The 18,344-nt window shown below is 61.8% G+C and carries 19 protein-coding genes; 12 read left to right on the top strand and 7 right to left on the bottom strand.

The features are described from left to right. Positions 1 to 36: 36 nt before the first annotated feature. On the bottom strand, positions 37 to 327 hold the full coding sequence (locus ACFSNN_RS36435; protein WP_134463770.1) for an EF-hand domain-containing protein: 291 nt from the start codon (positions 325 to 327) through the stop codon (positions 37 to 39). A 410-nt stretch (positions 328 to 737) separates the two neighbouring features. On the opposite strand from ACFSNN_RS36435, the gene ACFSNN_RS36430 reads away from it, so the two are divergent. Continuing rightward, positions 738 to 1,073: a hypothetical protein gene (locus ACFSNN_RS36430; protein WP_134463768.1), complete on the top strand. Its 336-nt coding sequence runs from the start codon at positions 738 to 740 to the stop codon at positions 1,071 to 1,073. A 386-nt stretch (positions 1,074 to 1,459) separates the two neighbouring features. Further along, positions 1,460 to 1,705: a hypothetical protein gene (locus tag ACFSNN_RS36425; protein ID WP_134463766.1), complete on the top strand. Its 246-nt coding sequence runs from the start codon at positions 1,460 to 1,462 to the stop codon at positions 1,703 to 1,705. A 69-nt stretch (positions 1,706 to 1,774) separates the two neighbouring features. Here the strand turns inward: ACFSNN_RS36425 and ACFSNN_RS36420 are convergent, their stop codons facing one another. Together ACFSNN_RS36420 and ACFSNN_RS36415 are read right to left on the bottom strand one after the other, a co-directional pair. Then, a complete protein-coding gene (locus ACFSNN_RS36420; RefSeq protein ID WP_134463764.1) occupies positions 1,775 to 3,025 on the bottom strand; it encodes an arsenic transporter in 1,251 nt (416 codons plus the stop codon). Positions 3,026 to 3,158: 133 nt separating this feature from the next. Beyond that, positions 3,159 to 4,184: a GGDEF domain-containing protein gene (locus ACFSNN_RS36415; protein WP_134463762.1), complete on the bottom strand. Its 1,026-nt coding sequence runs from the start codon at positions 4,182 to 4,184 to the stop codon at positions 3,159 to 3,161. Positions 4,185 to 4,400: 216 nt separating this feature from the next. Between ACFSNN_RS36415 and ACFSNN_RS36410 the strand changes: the two genes are divergently transcribed. From ACFSNN_RS36410 to ACFSNN_RS36400, 3 genes are all read left to right on the top strand, one after another. Then, a complete protein-coding gene (locus tag ACFSNN_RS36410) occupies positions 4,401 to 4,955 on the top strand; it encodes a cytochrome b (RefSeq protein ID WP_012427703.1) in 555 nt (184 codons plus the stop codon). 88 nt (positions 4,956 to 5,043) lie between these two features. Next, a complete protein-coding gene (locus ACFSNN_RS36405; protein WP_134463760.1) occupies positions 5,044 to 5,619 on the top strand; it encodes a YceI family protein in 576 nt (191 codons plus the stop codon). 45 nt (positions 5,620 to 5,664) lie between these two features. Further along, positions 5,665 to 6,243, top strand: coding sequence for a YceI family protein (locus ACFSNN_RS36400; protein WP_106304667.1), 579 nt, complete (start codon positions 5,665 to 5,667; stop codon positions 6,241 to 6,243). Between the two features lie 126 nt (positions 6,244 to 6,369). On the opposite strand, the gene ACFSNN_RS36395 is transcribed toward ACFSNN_RS36400, so the two are convergent. After that, positions 6,370 to 7,353, bottom strand: a complete 984-nt coding sequence (locus tag ACFSNN_RS36395) for a hypothetical protein (protein ID WP_134463758.1) — start codon at positions 7,351 to 7,353, stop codon at positions 6,370 to 6,372. A gap of 415 nt (positions 7,354 to 7,768) precedes the next feature. Between ACFSNN_RS36395 and ACFSNN_RS36390 the strand changes: the two genes are divergently transcribed. Next, positions 7,769 to 8,389: a hypothetical protein gene (locus ACFSNN_RS36390; RefSeq protein ID WP_134465595.1), complete on the top strand. Its 621-nt coding sequence runs from the start codon at positions 7,769 to 7,771 to the stop codon at positions 8,387 to 8,389. A 148-nt stretch (positions 8,390 to 8,537) separates the two neighbouring features. Here the strand turns inward: ACFSNN_RS36390 and ACFSNN_RS36385 are convergent, their stop codons facing one another. Then, positions 8,538 to 9,755: an FAD-dependent monooxygenase gene (locus ACFSNN_RS36385; protein ID WP_134463756.1), complete on the bottom strand. Its 1,218-nt coding sequence runs from the start codon at positions 9,753 to 9,755 to the stop codon at positions 8,538 to 8,540. A gap of 173 nt (positions 9,756 to 9,928) precedes the next feature. Here ACFSNN_RS36385 and ACFSNN_RS36380 point away from each other — a divergent pair, with 173 nt between their 5' ends. The 3 genes from ACFSNN_RS36380 to ACFSNN_RS36370 all read left to right on the top strand — a co-directional run bounded on the left by ACFSNN_RS36380 (position 9,929) and on the right by ACFSNN_RS36370 (position 13,020). Beyond that, a complete protein-coding gene (locus ACFSNN_RS36380) occupies positions 9,929 to 10,873 on the top strand; it encodes a LysR family transcriptional regulator (protein ID WP_134465594.1) in 945 nt (314 codons plus the stop codon). A 185-nt stretch (positions 10,874 to 11,058) separates the two neighbouring features. Further along, positions 11,059 to 11,958 carry a hypothetical protein gene (locus ACFSNN_RS36375; RefSeq protein WP_134463754.1) on the top strand — a complete coding sequence of 300 codons (900 nt, stop codon included), beginning with the start codon at positions 11,059 to 11,061 and terminating at the stop codon, positions 11,956 to 11,958. Between the two features lie 141 nt (positions 11,959 to 12,099). Further along, entirely contained in the window at positions 12,100 to 13,020 is a 921-nt protein-coding gene (locus ACFSNN_RS36370; protein ID WP_134463752.1) for an AEC family transporter, read from the top strand. A 104-nt stretch (positions 13,021 to 13,124) separates the two neighbouring features. Here the strand turns inward: ACFSNN_RS36370 and ACFSNN_RS36365 are convergent, their stop codons facing one another. Beyond that, entirely contained in the window at positions 13,125 to 14,072 is a 948-nt protein-coding gene (locus ACFSNN_RS36365) for a LysR family transcriptional regulator (RefSeq protein ID WP_134463750.1), read from the bottom strand. A gap of 106 nt (positions 14,073 to 14,178) precedes the next feature. Here ACFSNN_RS36365 and ACFSNN_RS36360 point away from each other — a divergent pair, with 106 nt between their 5' ends. Further along, positions 14,179 to 14,913 carry an SDR family NAD(P)-dependent oxidoreductase gene (locus ACFSNN_RS36360; RefSeq protein ID WP_134463748.1) on the top strand — a complete coding sequence of 245 codons (735 nt, stop codon included), beginning with the start codon at positions 14,179 to 14,181 and terminating at the stop codon, positions 14,911 to 14,913. Between the two features lie 71 nt (positions 14,914 to 14,984). Beyond that, on the top strand, positions 14,985 to 15,584 hold the full coding sequence (locus tag ACFSNN_RS36355; RefSeq protein WP_134463746.1) for an NADPH-dependent F420 reductase: 600 nt from the start codon (positions 14,985 to 14,987) through the stop codon (positions 15,582 to 15,584). A gap of 227 nt (positions 15,585 to 15,811) precedes the next feature. Here ACFSNN_RS36355 and ACFSNN_RS36350 read toward each other — a convergent pair whose 3' ends face one another. Then, positions 15,812 to 16,939 carry an aminotransferase class V-fold PLP-dependent enzyme gene (locus tag ACFSNN_RS36350; protein ID WP_134463744.1) on the bottom strand — a complete coding sequence of 376 codons (1,128 nt, stop codon included), beginning with the start codon at positions 16,937 to 16,939 and terminating at the stop codon, positions 15,812 to 15,814. Positions 16,940 to 17,184: 245 nt separating this feature from the next. Here ACFSNN_RS36350 and dinB point away from each other — a divergent pair, with 245 nt between their 5' ends. Further along, the gene (gene dinB / locus ACFSNN_RS36345) at positions 17,185 to 18,330 is read left to right on the top strand and encodes a DNA polymerase IV (RefSeq protein ID WP_134465593.1); all 1,146 of its coding nucleotides are present in this window, start codon (positions 17,185 to 17,187) and stop codon (positions 18,328 to 18,330) included. The last annotated feature ends 14 nt before the right edge of the window (positions 18,331 to 18,344 follow it).

The raw sequence follows: 18,344 nt of genomic DNA, 5'->3' as shown, positions 1-18,344 counted from the left end.
GCCACGGCCCCATGGTCCCACCGATGCCCGCGCGGCTCAGTGCGCTGCCCCGCGTTCCTGCATGAATGCCTCGATCTGCGGCAGGGTGATGTAGCCCGCTTTCTGCGTATCGATTTCGTCGAAGTGCTTGGCGACCATCGGCATGCCGGCGGCGGCCTGGTCTTTGGTGAGCTTGCCGTCGTGCGTGGTATTGGCATTCGCAAAGCGCGATTGCAGCTGCTGCGCCATGCGCTCCATGCGCTGCTGGTTGCCGCCTTGCGGCGCGGCCTGCGCGAACGTGACGGTGGATGCGCAGCACAGCAACACGATAGCGATCAACTTCTTCATGACTGACTCCTTCGATTGAGCCACCGAGCGTCGCCTGCCGTTTGCCGCGATCCGTTTCGATGACAGGCCGAATTCTTGGGGAAGCGCCGTCGCAAGGCAACTTCAGAATCATGTCGATTTATGTCATGGCTTTTGAGGCGTCGCCGTGAGCCACCACGAGTACCGCCACACAGCCATGCCGCAATGCAGCAGGCACGCCCTGCACCCGCTCTCATGCCAAAACCCCGCCGCTGCGTGACATGGAATGAAATGAGTTTGCAATGCCGTTTTGACGGCGCTTTGCGTATCTTTCGTCTGCCGGCGCCGACAGCGCCTCGCCGCAACGGCTGAGTGACCACGTGACCCGTATCAGCCGGCCCGCCTCTTCACCTGAAGACGCCTCGCACTGCTCAACGCATCAGGAGTACCAATTGACCATCCGTCTCGTCTGCGCCTCCACTGTCACCGCCATCGGCCTCGTCTGTTCGTCGACGGCGTCCGCTCGCGTGGTCGTCTATCTGCCCGCCGCCGTGGTCTACGCCCCGCCGCCGCGCCCGGTCTACTACTCCGTGCCGGTCAATCCCGTGTACGTGGTGGCGCCCCCGCCGGTGCCGCTGCCCGTGGCGGTTCCGGTCGCGGCCGTCGTGACGGCGCCGAAGCCCGTTCCCCTGTACACCACCGTCGTCGTTCCCGCGCCGACCAACTACGCGGTCGTACCCGCCCCCGCGGTGACCTACGCCCAGCCCGTCATGATGATGCCGCGTTAGGCGCACCCGGCGTGTCGCCGGCGGATGTGCCAGCTACGGCTTAGGCCGTGGAATCAGCATAGGACATGCGGCCGCCGGCAATGCCTGGTGGATTCCCCTTGTCCTGAGCACTATCCGCGGCGCGATGTGGAGCGCGAATCCGTGCTGAAAAACTCTGAATGTGCCCCTGGAATAAAGCGGTGGGTATAGCGGTTATAGAGAAAGGCCGAACGTAGAGGCCGAACGCAGCGCGATTCCGTTCCAGCGAACGTGGAACATCGCATGCTCGATGCTGTTGATGGCCTGGCGCATGTCCGTTCGCTGGACCTGTCCGTCCAACCATAGAACTCGCGAGCGGCCTGCCGGGCAAATTTCGGGCAAGCCGCCAGCCTTTGTGGAAACATCAGATGAACTACCAGGAACTCGACAAGGAGATCGCCCACCTCGAACGAGTGTTCGGGATGATCTCCACCAACGATCGCATTCCGCTGTCCTACTGGCACAGTCGCCTGCGAAATTTGCCCAGACCGACCTTGATGCCGATACAGCGCGCGCGCATCGCGCGGCTCGAGGCGACACTGCGCTCGCTGACGGAAGGGGACGATGCGTCGTTAGCCGAACCGCGGCTGCGTCCCACCGGCACGCAGTGGTAACGCAGTGGTAAAGCGGTGACAACGCGGCGGCCCGGACCCGCCGCCGCCCTCGCTGCGAGATTCGCTCCCTCAACCCGTCAGAATCCGCGCGCCGAGCGCGAGCACGAGCGCCGGCACCATCACCAGCGAGCCCACCTTCAGAAACTTCATGAAGCTCACGTCTTCGCCTTCGCGGCGAATCGCGTTGAGCCAGAGGATCGTCGCCAGCGAACCGGTGATGGACAGATTCGGGCCGAGGTCGACGCCGATCAGCAGCGCATCGATCACACGCTCCGGACTGTGCGCCTGCATCACGGTCGAACTGGCGATCAGACCCGCCGGCAAGTTGTTCATCAGGTTGCTGCCGATCGCGATGACAGCGCCTGCCCAGCCCGCCGTGGCCAGTTCGTGCTGCTGCGCGGCACGCCGCGTGAGTTGCGCCGCCGCCGTAATCACACCGGTGTGATCGAGCATTTCGACCAGCACGAACAGCGCGGCGACCAGTGGCAGCACGCTCCACGAGATTTCGCGGATCATCGGCAGCGGCGATTTGCGCTCCAGAATCAGCACGATCAGCGCGGTCAGCGCGCCGAGTATCGCGGTCGGCATGCCGAGCGGAATATCGAACGCGGAGACTGTCAGCAGCACGGCGGCCGTCACCGCGATGCCCGCGAGCGCCACGCGGCCGCTCGACGAAAGTTCGACCGGATCGAGATTCGCCTCGCAGGTGCCGGCGAGCGCGTCGCGCTGGCTCCAGCGCAGCATCGCGTAGGTCGCGACGATCGACAGCAGCGACGGCAGCGTGAAGCGCATCAGCCAGGCGCCGAGCGCGGGCGTGTGATTGCCGTACAGCACGATGTTGGCGGGATTCGAGATCGGCAGCACGAAGCTCGCCGCATTGGCGATGAACGCGCAGACGAACAGCAAGGGCAGCGGATGCGTCTTCGCCTTTTTGGCGGCGGCGAACACGGCCGGCGTGAGGACGACGGCGGTGGCGTCGTTCGAAAGAAACGCGGTGATCACCACGCCGACCAGGTAGACCAGCAAGAAGAGTTTGCGCGGCGATCCCTGGGCATGATTGACCGCGAGCACGGCGACCCAGTCGAACAGACCTTCACGCCGTCCCACTTCCGACAGCAGCATCATGCCGAAGAGGAACAGATAGACGTCGGTGCCCTTGCCGATCGCCTCGAGCGCCAGATCGACCGGCAATAGCCCGAGCGAGACCAGCAGCAGCGCGCCGGCCACGGCCCACACGGCTTCGGGCCATTTGAACGGCCGGGTGATGACGCCGGCCGTGGCGGCGGCGGCGATACCCCAGGAGAGAAAAACGGAATTCACTTGGCGAGCTCTGAATGGTTGATGACGCGCGAGCGCGATGTTCGGCCTGGCCGGGCAAGCCTGCCGATGAGGCGGCGGCCGCAGGCGCTCAAATAGCAAGTTGCGCGCCCGTGGCCATGCCGGTGCGCGCGCTTCATTGCACGCGGTTCACCGCCGCAATGCAATCGCGGCCGTTGTCTTTCGCGTGGTACAGCTGCGTATCCACCAGATTCACGAAAGCCACCGGATCGGCCACCGCGGCCGGAATCGTGGTGCCGACGCCGAAGCTGGCGGTCACCGTCTGCCGGAACGGCGAGCGCTCATGCGCGATCTCTTCGGTCGCAATGCGGTTGCGGCAGCGTTCGGCTACCTGGCGAGCGGCGTCGGCGCCGGTGTTCGGCAGGATCAGCACGAACTCTTCCCCGCCGAAGCGGCCGACAAAGTCGCCCGGCCGCACCGCGCTGCTTAGCACGCCCGCCACCCGCCGCAGGCATTCGTCGCCCTGCACGTGGCCGTAGTAGTCGTTGTACGACTTGAAGAAGTCGATATCGACCATGACCAGCGAGAGCGGCGCCGCATGACGCAAAGCCTCGCTCCATTCACGCTCCAGGCTGGCGTCGAACGCGCGGCGATTGCCGACGCCGGTCAGGCTGTCCTTGAACGACAGCGCCTCGAGTTCGCGTTGCAACGCAGCCAGCTTCTCCTCGGTCTTCTTGCGCTCGCTGATATCGAACATGAAGCCGACCAGCGACTCCACGTTGCCGCGCGCGTCGCGCACCACATGCACCACGTCGCGCAGCCACACGTATTCACCCCGGCTCGTCAACGCGCGGTAGTCCGCTTCGTGATCGGTGCCCGCCTGCGATTGCGCGACACAGAATTCGACCACCTTCTCGCGGTCCTCGGGATGCATGCGGGCGGCCCAGTCCTGCACGGTTTTCCAGCTCGACGGCGCCCAGCCCAGCAGGGCTTCGATCTGCGGGCCGATATAGGCGAACTCCATGGTCGCCCAGTCGATCTTCCATGGAATCGCTTTGGTCGATTCGAGCAACGTGCGGTAGACAGCCGCGTCGTGCTCCATGTAGCCTTCCACCCCGGCCGCGGCAGGTGCCGCGGGTGTCATCTCGTGCCGCAGAAAATCCGCGCCCAGCGCAATATTGTTGTTCTCAAGCCTGTTCATCGGTCTCAACTCTCCTCGCGGTTCAGCCGGCAAATTAACACAGCGGACGACCACCCGGCCCATTACAGCCGCTGCACCGTTTTATTCCAGCGACATTAGCGTCACGGCTACAACAATCTGTTCCCTTCTCCCCAGCTATTCAGTTTTCATTGGCATCCCTACCATTCGCACTCACCTGCCATACCCCGATACCAATTAACCCAAGAACGTCAAAGCATGAATTCCAGCCCTGTCCGTTCAGACCGTTACCATGGCGCCGCCATTGCCTTGCATTGGCTGATCGCGGCGTTGATTATCTGCGGCTTCTATATCGGCTGGATCATGACCGATATTCCCGGCTTCACGCCCACCAAGCTGAAGTATTTCTCCTGGCACAAGTGGATCGGCGTGACCGTGTTCGCACTCGCCGTGGCCCGCGTGCTGTGGCGCGCCACCCACCGCGCGCCGGCGCTCGACAGCGCCACGCCCGCATGGCAGAAGGCCGCCGCGCACTTGGTGCACGGCGTGCTGTACGTGCTGATGCTGGCGATTCCGCTGTCCGGCTATTTCTATAGTTCCGCCGCCGGCATTCAGGTGGTGTATCTCGGCATCGTGCCGCTGCCGACCATCATCGGCCCGGATCAGGCGCTCAAGGCGAGCCTGCGCACCGTCCACATCCTGCTCAATTACACGCTGCTCGCGCTGGTGGCGATGCACGTGGCGGCGGCGCTCAAGCATCAATTCGTCGACCGCGACGGATTGCTGGCCCGCATGATTCCATTCCTCAAGTAACAGCCGGCGATTGGCTACGGCTTGTTGGCAATCTAATTCCCAGCGGTGCGCAATCAACGCACGCGGGTTCGATAGGATGCGTACCACCATGAAAACTAACCTTTACCACTCCGCTCAACGCGTCACGCTCGCCGGCGTCGCGGCTTTCTCGCTCTTCGGCGGAAGTCTCGCGCATGCCGATATCGACACAACCAAAAGCAGCGTGATCGCCACCACGAAACAGATGAACGTGCCCGTCGACGGCAAGTTCAGGAAGTTCTCGGCGCAACTCAATTTCGATCCGGCCAAGCCGGCCGCCGGCAGCGCTAACGTGTCGATCGACACCGGCAGCTACGACCTCGGCGCCGACGACTACAACAAGCAGGCTCAAGGCAAGGAGTGGTTCGACAGCGCCACCTTCCCCGCCGCGACCTTCGTCTCCAGCGCGATCGCGCCGGCGGGCGGCAACCAGTACAAGATCACCGGCAAGCTCACCATCAAGGGCAAGTCGCAAACCGTCGTGGTGCCCGTCACCATCGCCAGCCAGGGCGCCACGCAGACCTTCGACGGCGCGTTGCCGATCAAGCGCTCGCAATTCGACGTGGGCACCGGCGAATGGAAAGACACGTCGGTAGTCGCCGACGAAGTCGTCATCAAATTTCACCTCGTCGCTTCGAAGAAATAATTCGACACGAAGCGTCGCAGCACTATCTGAAACCTGGAGAACACCTTGAAGAAACAACTTCTGCTCGCCGCAGGCGCGCTGGCCGCCGCATTGTCGTTCAACGCCATGGCAGCCGATACCTATCAGCTCGACCCGACCCACACCTACCCGAGCTTTGAAACCGACCACTTCGGCGGCCTGTCGATCTGGCGCGGCAAGTTCAAGAAGAGCAGCGGCACCGTGGTGCTGGATCGCGCGGCGAAGACCGGCACGGTCGACGTGACGATCGACATGAGCTCGGTGGATATCGGCAACGACAAGCTCGACGCGGAACTGGTCACGGACAAGTTCTTCGACGCCGCCAAGTACCCCACCGCGACCTACAAGGGCACGCAGATCCGCTTCGACGGCGACAAACCGGTGGAAGTGATCGGCACGCTGACCATGCACGGCATCACCAAGCCCGTCAATCTGAAGATCGAATCGTTCAAGTGCATCATGAACCCGATGCTCAAGCGTGAAGTGTGCGGCACGGAATCGACCGCGACGTTCAATCGCGACGACTTCGGCGTCGACTTCGGCAAGACCTACGGCTTCAAGATGCAGACCACGCTGCACATTCAGGCCGAAGGCATCAAGCAGTAAGCACTTTTCGCGCATGTCTTCGCGCATGTTTCTTGCGCATGCGTCGCACGGTTGCGGCAACCGGTCCTTCGACCGTCACGTTGCCGCAACCCGCCCCCTGCTCTCCACGTCAGTGCGCTTCTTCGCTCAGCCGCTCACCAACGCGCGGAACGTGCCCACGCTTTCCGTGTAAGTCCCCGTCAGCCCATTCGATGTCACCGTGATGCCGACCGTTGATGCGTCTTTCGGCGTGATGGTCTCGACGGTATCGCTCGTCGACAGCTGGATCACCCCGGCCTGCACATTCCCGCCGCTGATCGTGACCGGTGCCGGCGTCGCGACGTTGAAGGCGATCACCGCATCGGCCACGTTCACGCTGATGCTGCCGCTGGTAGTGAGCGTGTCTGTAACCGGATCCGTGCCGTGCACGCGTGAGTAATTCAGCGACGTAATCGTGATGGTGCCGCTGATGTTACCCGAACCCGCCGGCTGCGCGCGGCTGAGCGTCACGGTCGGCGCGCTCGCGGTGGTGGTGGTGACGCCCGTCTTCGCGTCGTAGCTCATGGTGAAGCTAACCGTGCCGTTCACCACCGTCGTGCTGTTCGCAGAAACCAGCGTCAACGCGTTGGCCGTTTCAACAGCGGTGTAAGACCAGTCGTTCGACGCCTTGCCGACCACGCCCTGCGAGCTCTGAATCTGCACGCTCACCGTGCCGGTAATCGACGCGCTGTCGGATACGCCGGGCGCCTTTACCTGGCCGACGCACTGATTGAAGCTGACGGCCGCGGTCTCGCCGCTTTGCAGGCCGCTCGCGCCCGCACTCTGTGTCGCCACGCTGATCGAACCGCCGGCCGGGCAAGCGGTCGTGCTATTGGGTGTGCCGGCCGTGACACCCGTCACCAGAGACTGCACCACCGAGGTATAGATCACCGCGACGCCCGGCCCCGACAACATGCCGAACGCGCCGGCATAGCGCGCGACATGCTCGCTTTGCACCGCTGAAGACAACTTCAGCACGTTGCTGCCGGTGCTGGCGCTACTGCCGCCCGAACCACCGCACGCGCTCAATAATGCCGTTGCGGCTGCAACGACCGCGATGCCGAACGATCGCGACGCCTGAGACAAAACCATGACTGCTCCAGATCCATAAAGCCGGTCGCGCACACATCACGACACACGCAAAATAAAGCGCAACGCGCTCCTTTTATCAGATGAATGACCCATTTCTGGAGTGCCGTGTGCGTGGCGAACGGGTCTTCTGCGAGAGTCATTATCCAGGCGCGGCATTCTGTTCGATTCACCGAATAGCCCTTTAAAACAAGGCTATTCTGCGCACCACTTGCGATTGAATCGCCAGTTCGGCAGGAATTACAGGTCATAAATTCCGTTTTTTTCGAACCATAAAACTTGAGCGCGAGGAACTGCCATAACTGCCCGCTATTCGTTCATTTGAACCGCATGGTTAAACCGTACAGTCGCCACACGGAAACAATCCTTGTCGGGAGATGGTGCGGTGAAACAGGTAACAAATGCGGCTGTGGTCGCGATGGCAGCGACGATGATGATGGGAGCCGCACAGGCGCAGGAGGTGTATGTGCATGGCGGTACGCTCGGCGCGGGTGTCGGAGCGGCGCTGCCGCTGAATTCATGGGCGGGCGTGCACGCGGAAATCGAGGGATTCGGCCTGTCGCATTCGGTCCACGCCAACGACAACCAGTACGACGGCCATCTCAAACTCCTGCAAGGCGGCCTGTATCTCGATCTGTTCCCGTTCAGCTCCAGTGGCTTTCGCGTGACAGCCGGCGCACTAGTCAACGACGACGAACTGAGCGCACATGCCGTGCCGAACGCCCAAGGCAACTATAAGATCGGTGACGACTTCGTGCCTGCCGTCGGCGCCGCGCCCTCGGCGACGGTCACGCTGCCGCGCGTGATGCCTTACCTGGGCATCGGTTACGGTCACAAGCCGGTTTCGAAAGGGTTCGGCATGACGTTCGATCTCGGCGTGGCGTACGGACGCCCGCGCGCCAGCTACAACGTGCCGGCGATCTATTCGATGTTCACGCCGCAGTCGAACATCGACGAGCAGGAGCGCAAGATCAGCGACAAGGTGGAGCGCTACAAGCTCTATCCGGTGTTGCAGATCGGGGTGAGCTACCGGTTCTGAGGACCTGTTTGCAAACTGCAGTTGGTTAGCCCGCAACCCTCACGGCACGGTTGCGGGCTTTTCTGCGTTCACATTTTTACCCTACGCTCACCCGCGCTGCGCAGAAAGTCTTCGCGCCGCCGTCGGTGAGCAAGCAAGCATCGTGGCGTTAAAGCCAGGTACCACCCTGACGTTCGTTCGGCTCTTCTGTGAGGGCGTCGAAACCGTGGATCCAGTCCAGATGATTTAGCACACTGTCGCGTGCGCCGAGGCGCGCGTTGCGCGCCTGCGCAGCCGGCCCGTCGGGCAGATGCAGCACGTCCGCAGTGGTAATCGACGCGTACTGCACCTTGCGCGTGCGGCCCCGGCGCAGGCGCTCGTAGGCTTCCTGCGCCTCGCGCCAATTGCCTGGGCCGGCCTTGGCGAGTTGTTCGGCCAGCACGACGGCATCCTCGATCGACTGATTGGCGCCTTGACCGTGGTGTGGCACGAGCGCATGCGCGGCGTCGCCGATCAGGGTCACGCGGCCCTTGCTCCATCGGCCGAGCGGAGGACGATGGAAAAGCCCCCAGCGCTGGCTGATCGGCACCGCGGTGATCATCTGCGTTACCGCCGGATGCCAGTCCTTGAACAGGCGCAGTTGCTCGCCCTCGCTAGCTGACATGACCCAGTCACGCGACGGCCACGGCGATGGATGACGCTCGACAAGCAAGAAGTTCTGATCGCCCTCGTCGCCGATCGGATAATGCAGCAGATGGCCTTGTAGTCCGATCCAGAACTGGATGGTCTCGGGATCGGGCAGCAGGTCCATGCGCCCGGCCGGCACCACGCCGCGAAAGCCTGAACAGCCTGAATACAGCACGTCGTCGTAACCGAGCATCCAGCGCCGCGTGATCGAGCGCGCTCCGTCGGCACCGATCACCAGATCCGCCTCGATGCGCCGGCCGTTGTCGAACGTGAGGCTGACGCGATCCGGTTGCTGTGCGAGATCGACGAGCCGATGGCTCAAGTTGATGCGATCGAGGCCGACAGCCTTCGACAACACGGCCTGCAGATCCGCGCGATGAACACCCCAGTACGAGCCGCCGAATTGCTCGCGATAGCTGGGCGCGCCGCGGTGGTGTCCGATGACTTCCCCGCTGCGTCCATCGCGATAGATGAGGCCCGGTATTTCGGCGCACACGGCGTCGAAGGCCGTGCGCAGTCCCATGCGTTCGTAGAAGCGCGTGGCATTGGCCGATAACGCGACGGCCGCTCCCACCTCGCGCAGTTCGTCGGTCTGCTCGTACAGCTGCACATCGATTCCATGTTCGCGCAGCGCGAGCGCAAGCGTGAGGCCGCCGATACCCGCGCCGACGATGGCAATCTTCAGATCCATCTGTTTCATGAAAGTGTCTCCAATATCTCGATCAACCGCTCTGAGGTGGCGTGGTGCGCGCCAAGGTCGCATCGAATGTGTGCGCCATGTAGGTATTCTCAGTACGGGGCGTTCATCCTGCAATAAAATGGCAGGAATCTGCTTCATCACTCAAAGCAATGAGAATCCGTCATGTCGAAGCCATGGAACTGAGCGATCTCGACCTCAATCTGCTGCTGCTTTTTCAGCGGCTGATGCAGGAGCGGCGCGTGTCGAGCGTCGCCGCGCAGATGAACATGAGCCAACCCGGCGTCAGCAATGCACTCGCGAAGCTGCGCCGCCGGCTCGGCGATCCGTTGTTCGTGCGCGGGCCAGGCGGTGTCATACCCACGCCGTTCGCGCTGCGTCTGGCCGAACCCGTCTCGCAGGCGCTCGCGACGCTTCACGCTGCGCTCAACCCCGAAAGCGGTTTCGATCCGCTAGTCGCCACGCGCACCATGACGATCGGAATGACCGATATCGGCGAAGTCGTATTCCTGCCCGCGCTGGTCGAACGTCTCTCGCACGCAGCACCGGGCATCGCGCTTAACACGGTCCGCAACACCAGCGTCAATCTGCGCGACGAGATGGCGGACGGCCGGGTCGATCTCGCCATCGGCTTGCTGCCACAACTGCAGGGCGGCTTTTATCAGCGCCGCCTGTTCGATCAACCCTATGTTTGCGTATTCCGGCGAGGCCACCCGCTCGAGGACGCGCCGCTGACGCTCACTGCCTGGCGCGACGCTGAACATCTCGTCGTGGTGTCGGCAGGGACCGGGCATGGGCAGGTAGACGACTGGCTGAAACGGCGCGGCGTGCGGCGCCAGGTTCGACTGACGGTGCCGCATTTCATGAGCGTGGGCTATATCCTGCAACGCACGGATCTGATCGCCACGGTGCCGGAGCGACTTGCGCTGCAACTGGCCGAGCCGTTTTCGCTCGGCCTGCGCGCGTTGCCCGTGGCGCTGCCCGCCGCGCCGATTCATCTGCTTTGGCACGCACGGGTCCAGCAGGACGAAGGGAATCGCTGGCTGCGCGGGGTAGTAATCGATCTGTTCGCGGATACGGCGGCGCACGTGCGCAAAACAACGTCTGCGAAAAAGAAATAGGACTGGCCCGTGGCCTTCAGGCATGCAGCGCAAGTTATCGCTTCTGCGTGCCCGGCAGACTGCGGACCGAAACGACTGTAAATTCCGCTTCGGCTGTAACATTCATACGAGAGGTCGCACTGCGGCAATGAGCGGCTGCGCTGCCCGGAGCGCGAAATTTATCCAACCAGCAGGAGCGTGTTTTTATGAACATCCAACGGATCACGCGAATCATCAAACGGCTCGCACTCGTTGCGCTCACGCTATCGGGTCTCTGGCCCGGCGGGCTCACATGGGCCGACGACAATGCTGCGGCGCTCAAAGGCGAGTACGACACGCTAGCGCCGCAGCTGAAGTCGAATGTGTTTCATCGCCCGATCCATCTCGACTCGCAGGAAACGCAGAACGCGTTGAAGGGCGATATCTACGCCGTCGTCGATTATCCGTTCGCGACCGTCAACAGCGCATTCAACGATCCGCAACGAGGCCCCGCGACCTGGTGCGACGTACTCATCCTGCATCTGAACACGAAGTACTGTCATGCCACTTCTGGCAGCACTGGCGCGACCATCAGCATGAACGTCGGCAAGAAGACGGAACAGGAACTCAGTGATACCTCACGTGTGCAGCTCGACTACCGTTCAGTTGCGACGAGCCCCGACTACTTCCAGGTCGATCTGAGCGCCGCGGAAGGGCCGCTCAGCACGAAGGACTACCGCATCGTGCTGGAAGCCGTCGATATCGGCAAAGGACGCACGTTCCTGCATCTCACGTATTCGTACGGATTCGGCATGGCCGGCCGCATCGCAATGAAGACCTATCTCGCGACCATAGGCAGCGCGAAAGTGGGCTTTACGCAGGCGTCGAATGGCGATTACGTGGGCGGTGTGCGCGGCCTCGTCGAGCGCAATACGATGCGTTATTACCTTGCCATCGACGCGTACCTGGGTTCGCTTTCCCTGCCTGCCGACAAACGCGTCGATCAACGCTTTGCCACATGGTTCGATGCGACAGAGCAGTACCCGCGCCAATTGCACGAGGTGAGCCGGCAAGAGTATCTGCAGATGAAAAAGAACGAATACCAGCGCCAGCAAACGGCGCAATAGAAAAAATGCGGACGCGGCCCGCGCTCGTGCCGCGCTGAAGTGTGTCGACCGATGCGCGTTGCACCACGTTTTCTCCGATAATGACGGCCAGTCAGGGACGAGCGTTGATGTGCTCAAGTCCCATCGCTACGGGAGGTCACGATGCATCTCGCCGGCACCATACTTCCGATTTTCGCCATCATTCTGACTGGGTGGGCTGCCGGCGCCTCCGGCTACATGCCGCGCGCGCTCGCCGCGCCGCTGATGCGCTTCGCCTACTACGTGGCGATGCCTTCCCTGGTCTTCCTGACGATCGCTGACGAGGCGCTTCACTCGCTCCTTGACTGGCGCTTTCTTGCCGCGTTCGGCGGCGGCGCCATGATCTGCTTCGTGGCGGTCATGATGTTCGCGCGAATCGCGTGGGGCGCAGGCATCGGGAAGAGCGGAATACTGGCTGCAGCCGTGTCGATGACGAACACCGGATTCGTCGCGCTGCCTATATTGAAGACGCTTTTCGGCCAGGCGGGCGTGCTCGCGGCGGCGATTGCGACCGTATTTGTCGGCGCCGTCATGTTTCCGATACTGGTTCTGCTGCTCGAGATCGGCCGCTACGATACATCGCGCAACATACGGACGGCTGCGCTGTTGCGGCAGATCGCCACCAATCCCGTCATCGTCGCGACGATTTTCGGATTGCTTTGGTCGATCCTCGGTTTGAAGCTGTACGGACCCGTCGTGTCGTTTCTCACCATTCTCGGTGAAGCGTTGACGCCATGCGCGCTATTCGCGATTGGACTCGATCTGACAATCGCCGAACTGCGCGAGCGGCTGGGTCTCTATGCGTTGCTCACGTCGCTCAAGCTTGCCATCATGCCGCTCGTGGTCTATGGGCTTTGCCTTGCGGCTGGCCTCGACCGGACCGCGACCGTTGCCGCCGTCGTGTGTGCTGCCGTGCCCACGGCCAAGAGTGCGTACGTGCTGGCGGTCGAATACGACGTCGAAAAGAACGTAGTGGGTGCAGTGATCTCGATGACCACGCTCTTTTCAGTCTTCACATTGCTCGCCTGGCTTTACGTTGTGTAGCGGGGACTCGGTAACGGCGAGAAGAACCTGCGTCAATGTTTTGCATAGCTGCACCAGGTCATCGAACGCGTCGCAGATCACTCAAGTGGCACGCATAGCGGCCTTCACGCAGTTCTGCCTGCGCGTGAGACCGAGCGCTTGCCGGCCCCCTTCGCAAAGCGTTGACGATTGCCAAGAAGCGCAACCAGCCGCGTCTCGCATTCGGAAAACGCGTAGCCGCGCCGCTGCGAGATCATGAACGTGAGGGCGCGCATGTGCCATGCGCGTCGTTGGAGTTCGACAAGTGTTCCGTTCGCGAGGTCTTGCGCAACCACATGATGCGGCATGTGCCCCCAGCATAAGCCGCCCTTGAGCAAATCGTGCTTCGCGCCGAGGTCATTCACCAGCCACTGGCGTTCACCGGCGACCCCCTGTTGGGTCTTTTCCGCATCGGGCTGATTGTCTGTTACGACGAGCTGGATGTGCCGGCCAAATTCCTCCCGCGGAATCGGCCCTCCGATTGCAGCCAGCGGATGCGATGGCGCACAGACGGTCACCATTTGCGCTTCACATAAATGCTGCCTTTCTATGGTACCTGGGCTCAGCTCCGGCACGTCGGTGATCGTCACCGCCAATGCGCACGTTCCTTCGAGAACCAGGCGCTCGCCGCCTTGCATGGTCGTCATGCGCAGATTGATCGCAACGGTCGGAAAGTCCGCTTGCAGCCTGCGCAGGCATTCAATCAGGTGCGCGCGCGGAAAATAGGTATCCACTGCAATCGAGACCTGTGGCACCCCGGCTTCAGCAATCGCAACCGCGCGCATCTTCATTTCCTCGGTGCGCGAGATCACCCCGCGAGCATCAGGCAGGAGGCTACGGCCCGCTGCTGTAAGCGTGGCTTTGCGGGCGTTGCGTTCGAACAGCAACACATCGAAGGCACTCTCGAGCGCGTTGATCGCGTGACTGATCGCCGACTGTGCACGCCTCAGCTCCCGTGCCGCCCCGGAAAAGCTTCCCTGGTCACACACGGCAACGAAGGCCCGAAGTTGATTGATGGTGACGTTGTCGAGCATAGATATCTAAAAAGTAGATGGTATCCATAGATATTCAGTCAATTGGCCTCATGGATCAATAGGTCCAGAATCGTTTCTCTCGCTTTTGTTTCGAAGGATGCGTGACATGACCAGACTGAATGGAAAGACCGCCGTGATCACCGGTGGCGCTACCGGCATCGGCCGGGCCGCAGCAAAGCGGTTCATCGAGGAAGGCGCCTTCGTCTTCATCTTCGGCCGGCGGCAGAAAGCGCTCGACACCGCAGTAGCCGACCTCGGGCCCAATGCCCGCGCGGTGAAGGGCTCGGTCTCCGATCCGGCCGACCTCGACCGACTCTACGCGGCGGTGAAGGCCGAGCGCGGAGCCCTCGACATCGTTTTCGCCAACGCCGGGACCGGAGGCCAACTGGCGCTGGGCAAGATCACCGCCGAGCACATCGACGAAACTTTCGACACCAACGTAAAGGGGACGATCTTCACGGTACAGAAGGCGCTGCCGCTGATGGGCAAGGGTGGTTCGATCATCCTGACCGGATCGAGCGCCGGCACCACGGGCGCCCCGGCAATGAGCGCCTACAGCGCGAGCAAGGCGGCGGTGCGCAACCTCGCACGGACCTGGGCGGAGGAGTTGAAGGGCACCGGTATCCGGGTCAACGTGCTGTCACCCGGCGCGACGGCGACCGAACTCGCGAAGGAAGCGCTAGGCGAGGAAGGCCAGAAGGTCTTCGCCTCGATGACTCCGCTTCAGCGCATGGCCGATCCGGCAGAGATCGCAGCGGCGGCCGCCTTTCTCGCGTCGCCGGACAGCAGTTTCATGACCGCCAGCGAGGTTGCCGTCGACGGCGGCCTGGCGCAACTCTGACGCGCTGCGCCCGTCGGTCACTCCATTCGATATTCGGAGCCCGTAGGGCCTCGCACACCAAAGGAAAATCTATGAGCTACGCAATTATTGGCTTCGGCAAGATCGGCCAGGCGCTCGCCAGGGCGTTTGCCCGAAAAGGCATCGAAGTATCCGTTGCAACTACTCGCAACCCGGAAAGCTTCGCATCCGCTGCGGCCGCGATCGGACCTGAGATCATTCCCAAAAAACTGGCGGAAGCGGTCAAGGCGGATATCGTCTTTCTGGCTGTCGGCTTCAAGTCGCACCAGGATGTCGCCAAGGCGCTGCCCACCTGGCAGGGGAAGACTATCGTCGACGTGACCAATGCCTACGGCGTGCCCCCGGAGGAACTGGGGGAACAACCTTCTTCAAAGGTCGTCGCGCGGGCGTTCACTGGTGGCCGGCTGGTCAAGGGCTTCAATCATTTGGGCGCCACCGTCCTTGGCCAGGATCCGGCCGTACAGGGCGGCAGGAGAGTCGTGTTCCTGGCAAGCGACGACGAGGGCGCCGCGGAGGAGATTGGTGCGCTTGCGGAAAATCTCGGTTTCGCGCCGATCAAACTCGGCGGCCTTTCGGAAGGTGGACTGCTTGTTCAGGGGCGGGGAAATAGCTGGGGTCAACTGATCTTCAAGGACCTGGTCAAGTTCGACTGATGAGTCGTGGCCGCAAGTTTCGATGCGATCCTGCCTCGCGGAGAAAGAGCCAACCACGGTTTGATTGGAGCGAGCGCGGCGCCGGCGGCAAGTCACGCTCCGCTCATCTGGCGCCCCGTCCTCGCCGGCAAATCCGCGAACTAGATCGAACACGATCCGATAAAAGGAAAATGGCGCGCGCCTCCGGGAAATACGCGAGCCCCTACCCCTGAAACCATGTAGATAGACTAAACAATAGTGCCCACCGCCTTCGCGAGCCTCGCCACCGCGCCCTCAACGTCGTGCAGTTTGTCCAGGCCAAATAAGCCAATCCGGAAGGTCTTGAAATCCTCAGGCTCGTCGCATTGCAGCGGAACGCCAGCCGCGACCTGCAACCCTGCATCGGCGAACTTCTTGCCGGATCGAATCCCGTCATCGTCCGTGTAGCTGACGACGACGCCTGGAGCCTCGAAACCTTGGGCCGCCACGCTCCTGAAACCCTTGTCCGCAAGGAGCGAGCGAACGCGCTTGCCGAGTTCAAGCTGCTCCGCTCTCACTTTGTCGAAGCCGTATGCCTCGGTCTCCTTCATGACGTCACGCAATGTAGCGAGACCGTCCGTAGGCATCGTTGCGTGGTACGCGAACCCGCCGTTCTCGTATGCTTCCATGATCTGCAGCCATTTGCGAAGATCGCAAGCGAAGCTGGTGCTCGTGGTCGCGTCGATTCTTTCGCGGGCGAGCGGGCTCAACATGACCAGCCCGCAGCACGGTGACGCGCTCCATCCCTTTTGCGGCGCGCTGATCAGCACGTCGACGCCGCTCGCCTGCATATCGACCCAGACCGTGCCGGAGGCAATGCAATCCAGCACGAACATGCCGCCGACGGCATGCACCGCGTCGGCCACCGCGCGTATGTAAGCGTCCGGCAGCATGATCCCCGATGCGGTTTCGACATGCGGCGCAAACACCAGATCCGGCTTGTGTTCCCTGATAGCGGCGACCACCTCTTCGATCGGCGGCGGCGCATACGCAGCTTGTCTCCCCTGTTCGACCGGGCGCGCCTTCAGCACGATCGCTTCAGACGGAATGCCGCCCATGTCGAAAATCTGCGACCAGCGAAAGCTGAACCAGCCATTGCGGATGACCAGACACTTCCTGTTCGTCGCGAACTGCCGGGCCACGGATTCCATGCCGAAAGTCCCGCTGCCCGGCACGACCACCGCCGACTTCGCGTTGTAGACCTTCTTCAGAGAACCTGAAATATCGCGCATGACGCCCTGGAAAAGCTGCGACATATGATTGATGGATCGGTCGGTGTAAACGACTGAATATTCGAGGAGTCCCTCGCGGTCGACATCGGGAAGTAAGCCTGGCACGTTTGTCTCCGGTTTTAGACGACTATAAGGATCGAAAACAGATTCTAACGAAAGCCACCTGTGGCCGAGGTAAAAAGCATTTTGCATTCGGATCGCAGCGCAAACCAGTTTCCGGGGGTCCACGACCTGACAAGAACACTGTATGAATGTACAGTCTAGCTATTTGCGCCGCAGAACGCGACTTCTCGCTATATCGACGTTCATCACTACGGGCTCCGATAAGCGCTATTTTTGAGTATCAAGGCATGCCAGATGACAGGCGCATAGCCCACATCGACATGGACGCATTCTTTGCGTCCTGTGAACTTTCGCAGTATCCAGAACTGCGGGGCCAAGCCATGGTGGTTGCCGGCCGGCGTTCCGACGCGCCCCGAATCAACGCGGACGGTACGCGTGAATTCGCGCGGTTACGCGACTATGCGGGCAGAGGCGTCCTGACGACCGCAACCTACGAAGCACGGGCCTTCGGCGTTCATTCCGGCATGCCTACGATGCAGGCGGCCCGGCTGGCGCCGGATGCCATCCTGCTTCCGGTGAATTTCGATCTCTATCGAACGTACTCGCGACTGTTCAAGGACGCAATCCGGTCCGTCAGTCCGACAATCGAGGACGTGGGAATCGACGAGGTCTACGCCGACCTGTCGCTCCTGAACGACGAATCGGAGCAAATCGCACGGAAGCTGAAATCGGCCGTCTTCGAGGCGACCAATCTCACCTGTTCGGTTGGCATTGCACCCAATAAGCTCTTGGCAAAACTGTGTTCGGACATACAAAAGCCAGACGGAATCACGATTTTGCGGCTTGAAGATTTGCAAGCCAGGATCTGGCCGATGGCTGCCAAAAAAATCAACGGTATTGGGCCGAAGGCCAACGCCAAGCTCACGTCTCTAGGCATAACGACCATCGGCGAAATTGCCGCATGCAGCGAGCAATGGCTGATCGAACAGTTCGGACGCAGCTATGGGTCATGGCTTCGCAGAGTTTCCCATGGGCTCGATGACAGGCCCGTGGTGACTCATAGCGAGCCTGTCTCGATGAGCCGGGAAACCACTTTCGAGCAAGACCTGCACGCCGTGCGACACAGGCAGGAACTCGGCACCGCCTTCACCCGTTTATGCGAACAGGTGGCGCTGGATTTGCAGCGTAAAGGCTATCTCGCGCGCAGGATCGGGATCAAGCTTCGCTTCAACGATTTTCAGACAGTAACGCGCGACGTCACGCTCCCGGAACCGGTTGCGGACGCCAAGGCGCTGCGTCATGCGGCCACCCAGTGTCTGAAACGGGTCGACCTGGTTAAATCCATCAGGCTGCTGGGCGTCAAGGCGGGTAACCTTCAACGTCCGGGGGCGACTGAGAGCGACGCGCCGGCTCAGTTCACGCTGGATTTTTAGTGCACGTGCCGGCT

Source organism: Paraburkholderia dipogonis (assembly GCF_042680985.1).
In the GTDB taxonomy this organism is placed as follows: Bacteria; Pseudomonadota; Gammaproteobacteria; order Burkholderiales; family Burkholderiaceae; genus Paraburkholderia; species Paraburkholderia phytofirmans.
Note: the sequence above shows the minus strand (reverse complement) of the source record. Positions and strands in the feature narration are given on the sequence as shown.

What these genes read in the sequence shown, in the direction of transcription:
- ACFSNN_RS36435 (WP_134463770.1), bottom strand. Translation starts at nt 327, where the DNA reads ATGAAGAAGTTGATCGCTATCGTGTTGCTGTGCTGCGCATCCACCGTC.
- ACFSNN_RS36425 (WP_134463766.1), top strand. Translation starts at nt 1,460, where the DNA reads ATGAACTACCAGGAACTCGACAAGGAGATCGCCCACCTCGAACGAGTG.
- ACFSNN_RS36415 (WP_134463762.1), bottom strand. Translation starts at nt 4,184, where the DNA reads ATGAACAGGCTTGAGAACAACAATATTGCGCTGGGCGCGGATTTTCTG.
- ACFSNN_RS36410 (WP_012427703.1), top strand. Translation starts at nt 4,401, where the DNA reads ATGAATTCCAGCCCTGTCCGTTCAGACCGTTACCATGGCGCCGCCATT.
- ACFSNN_RS36405 (WP_134463760.1), top strand. Translation starts at nt 5,044, where the DNA reads ATGAAAACTAACCTTTACCACTCCGCTCAACGCGTCACGCTCGCCGGC.
- ACFSNN_RS36395 (WP_134463758.1), bottom strand. Translation starts at nt 7,353, where the DNA reads ATGGTTTTGTCTCAGGCGTCGCGATCGTTCGGCATCGCGGTCGTTGCA.
- ACFSNN_RS36390 (WP_134465595.1), top strand. Translation starts at nt 7,769, where the DNA reads ATGGCAGCGACGATGATGATGGGAGCCGCACAGGCGCAGGAGGTGTAT.
- ACFSNN_RS36385 (WP_134463756.1), bottom strand. Translation starts at nt 9,755, where the DNA reads ATGAAACAGATGGATCTGAAGATTGCCATCGTCGGCGCGGGTATCGGC.
- ACFSNN_RS36380 (WP_134465594.1), top strand. Translation starts at nt 9,929, where the DNA reads ATGGAACTGAGCGATCTCGACCTCAATCTGCTGCTGCTTTTTCAGCGG.
- ACFSNN_RS36375 (WP_134463754.1), top strand. Translation starts at nt 11,059, where the DNA reads ATGAACATCCAACGGATCACGCGAATCATCAAACGGCTCGCACTCGTT.
- ACFSNN_RS36370 (WP_134463752.1), top strand. Translation starts at nt 12,100, where the DNA reads ATGCATCTCGCCGGCACCATACTTCCGATTTTCGCCATCATTCTGACT.
- ACFSNN_RS36365 (WP_134463750.1), bottom strand. Translation starts at nt 14,072, where the DNA reads ATGCTCGACAACGTCACCATCAATCAACTTCGGGCCTTCGTTGCCGTG.
- ACFSNN_RS36360 (WP_134463748.1), top strand. Translation starts at nt 14,179, where the DNA reads ATGACCAGACTGAATGGAAAGACCGCCGTGATCACCGGTGGCGCTACC.
- ACFSNN_RS36355 (WP_134463746.1), top strand. Translation starts at nt 14,985, where the DNA reads ATGAGCTACGCAATTATTGGCTTCGGCAAGATCGGCCAGGCGCTCGCC.
- dinB (WP_134465593.1), top strand. Translation starts at nt 17,185, where the DNA reads ATGCCAGATGACAGGCGCATAGCCCACATCGACATGGACGCATTCTTT.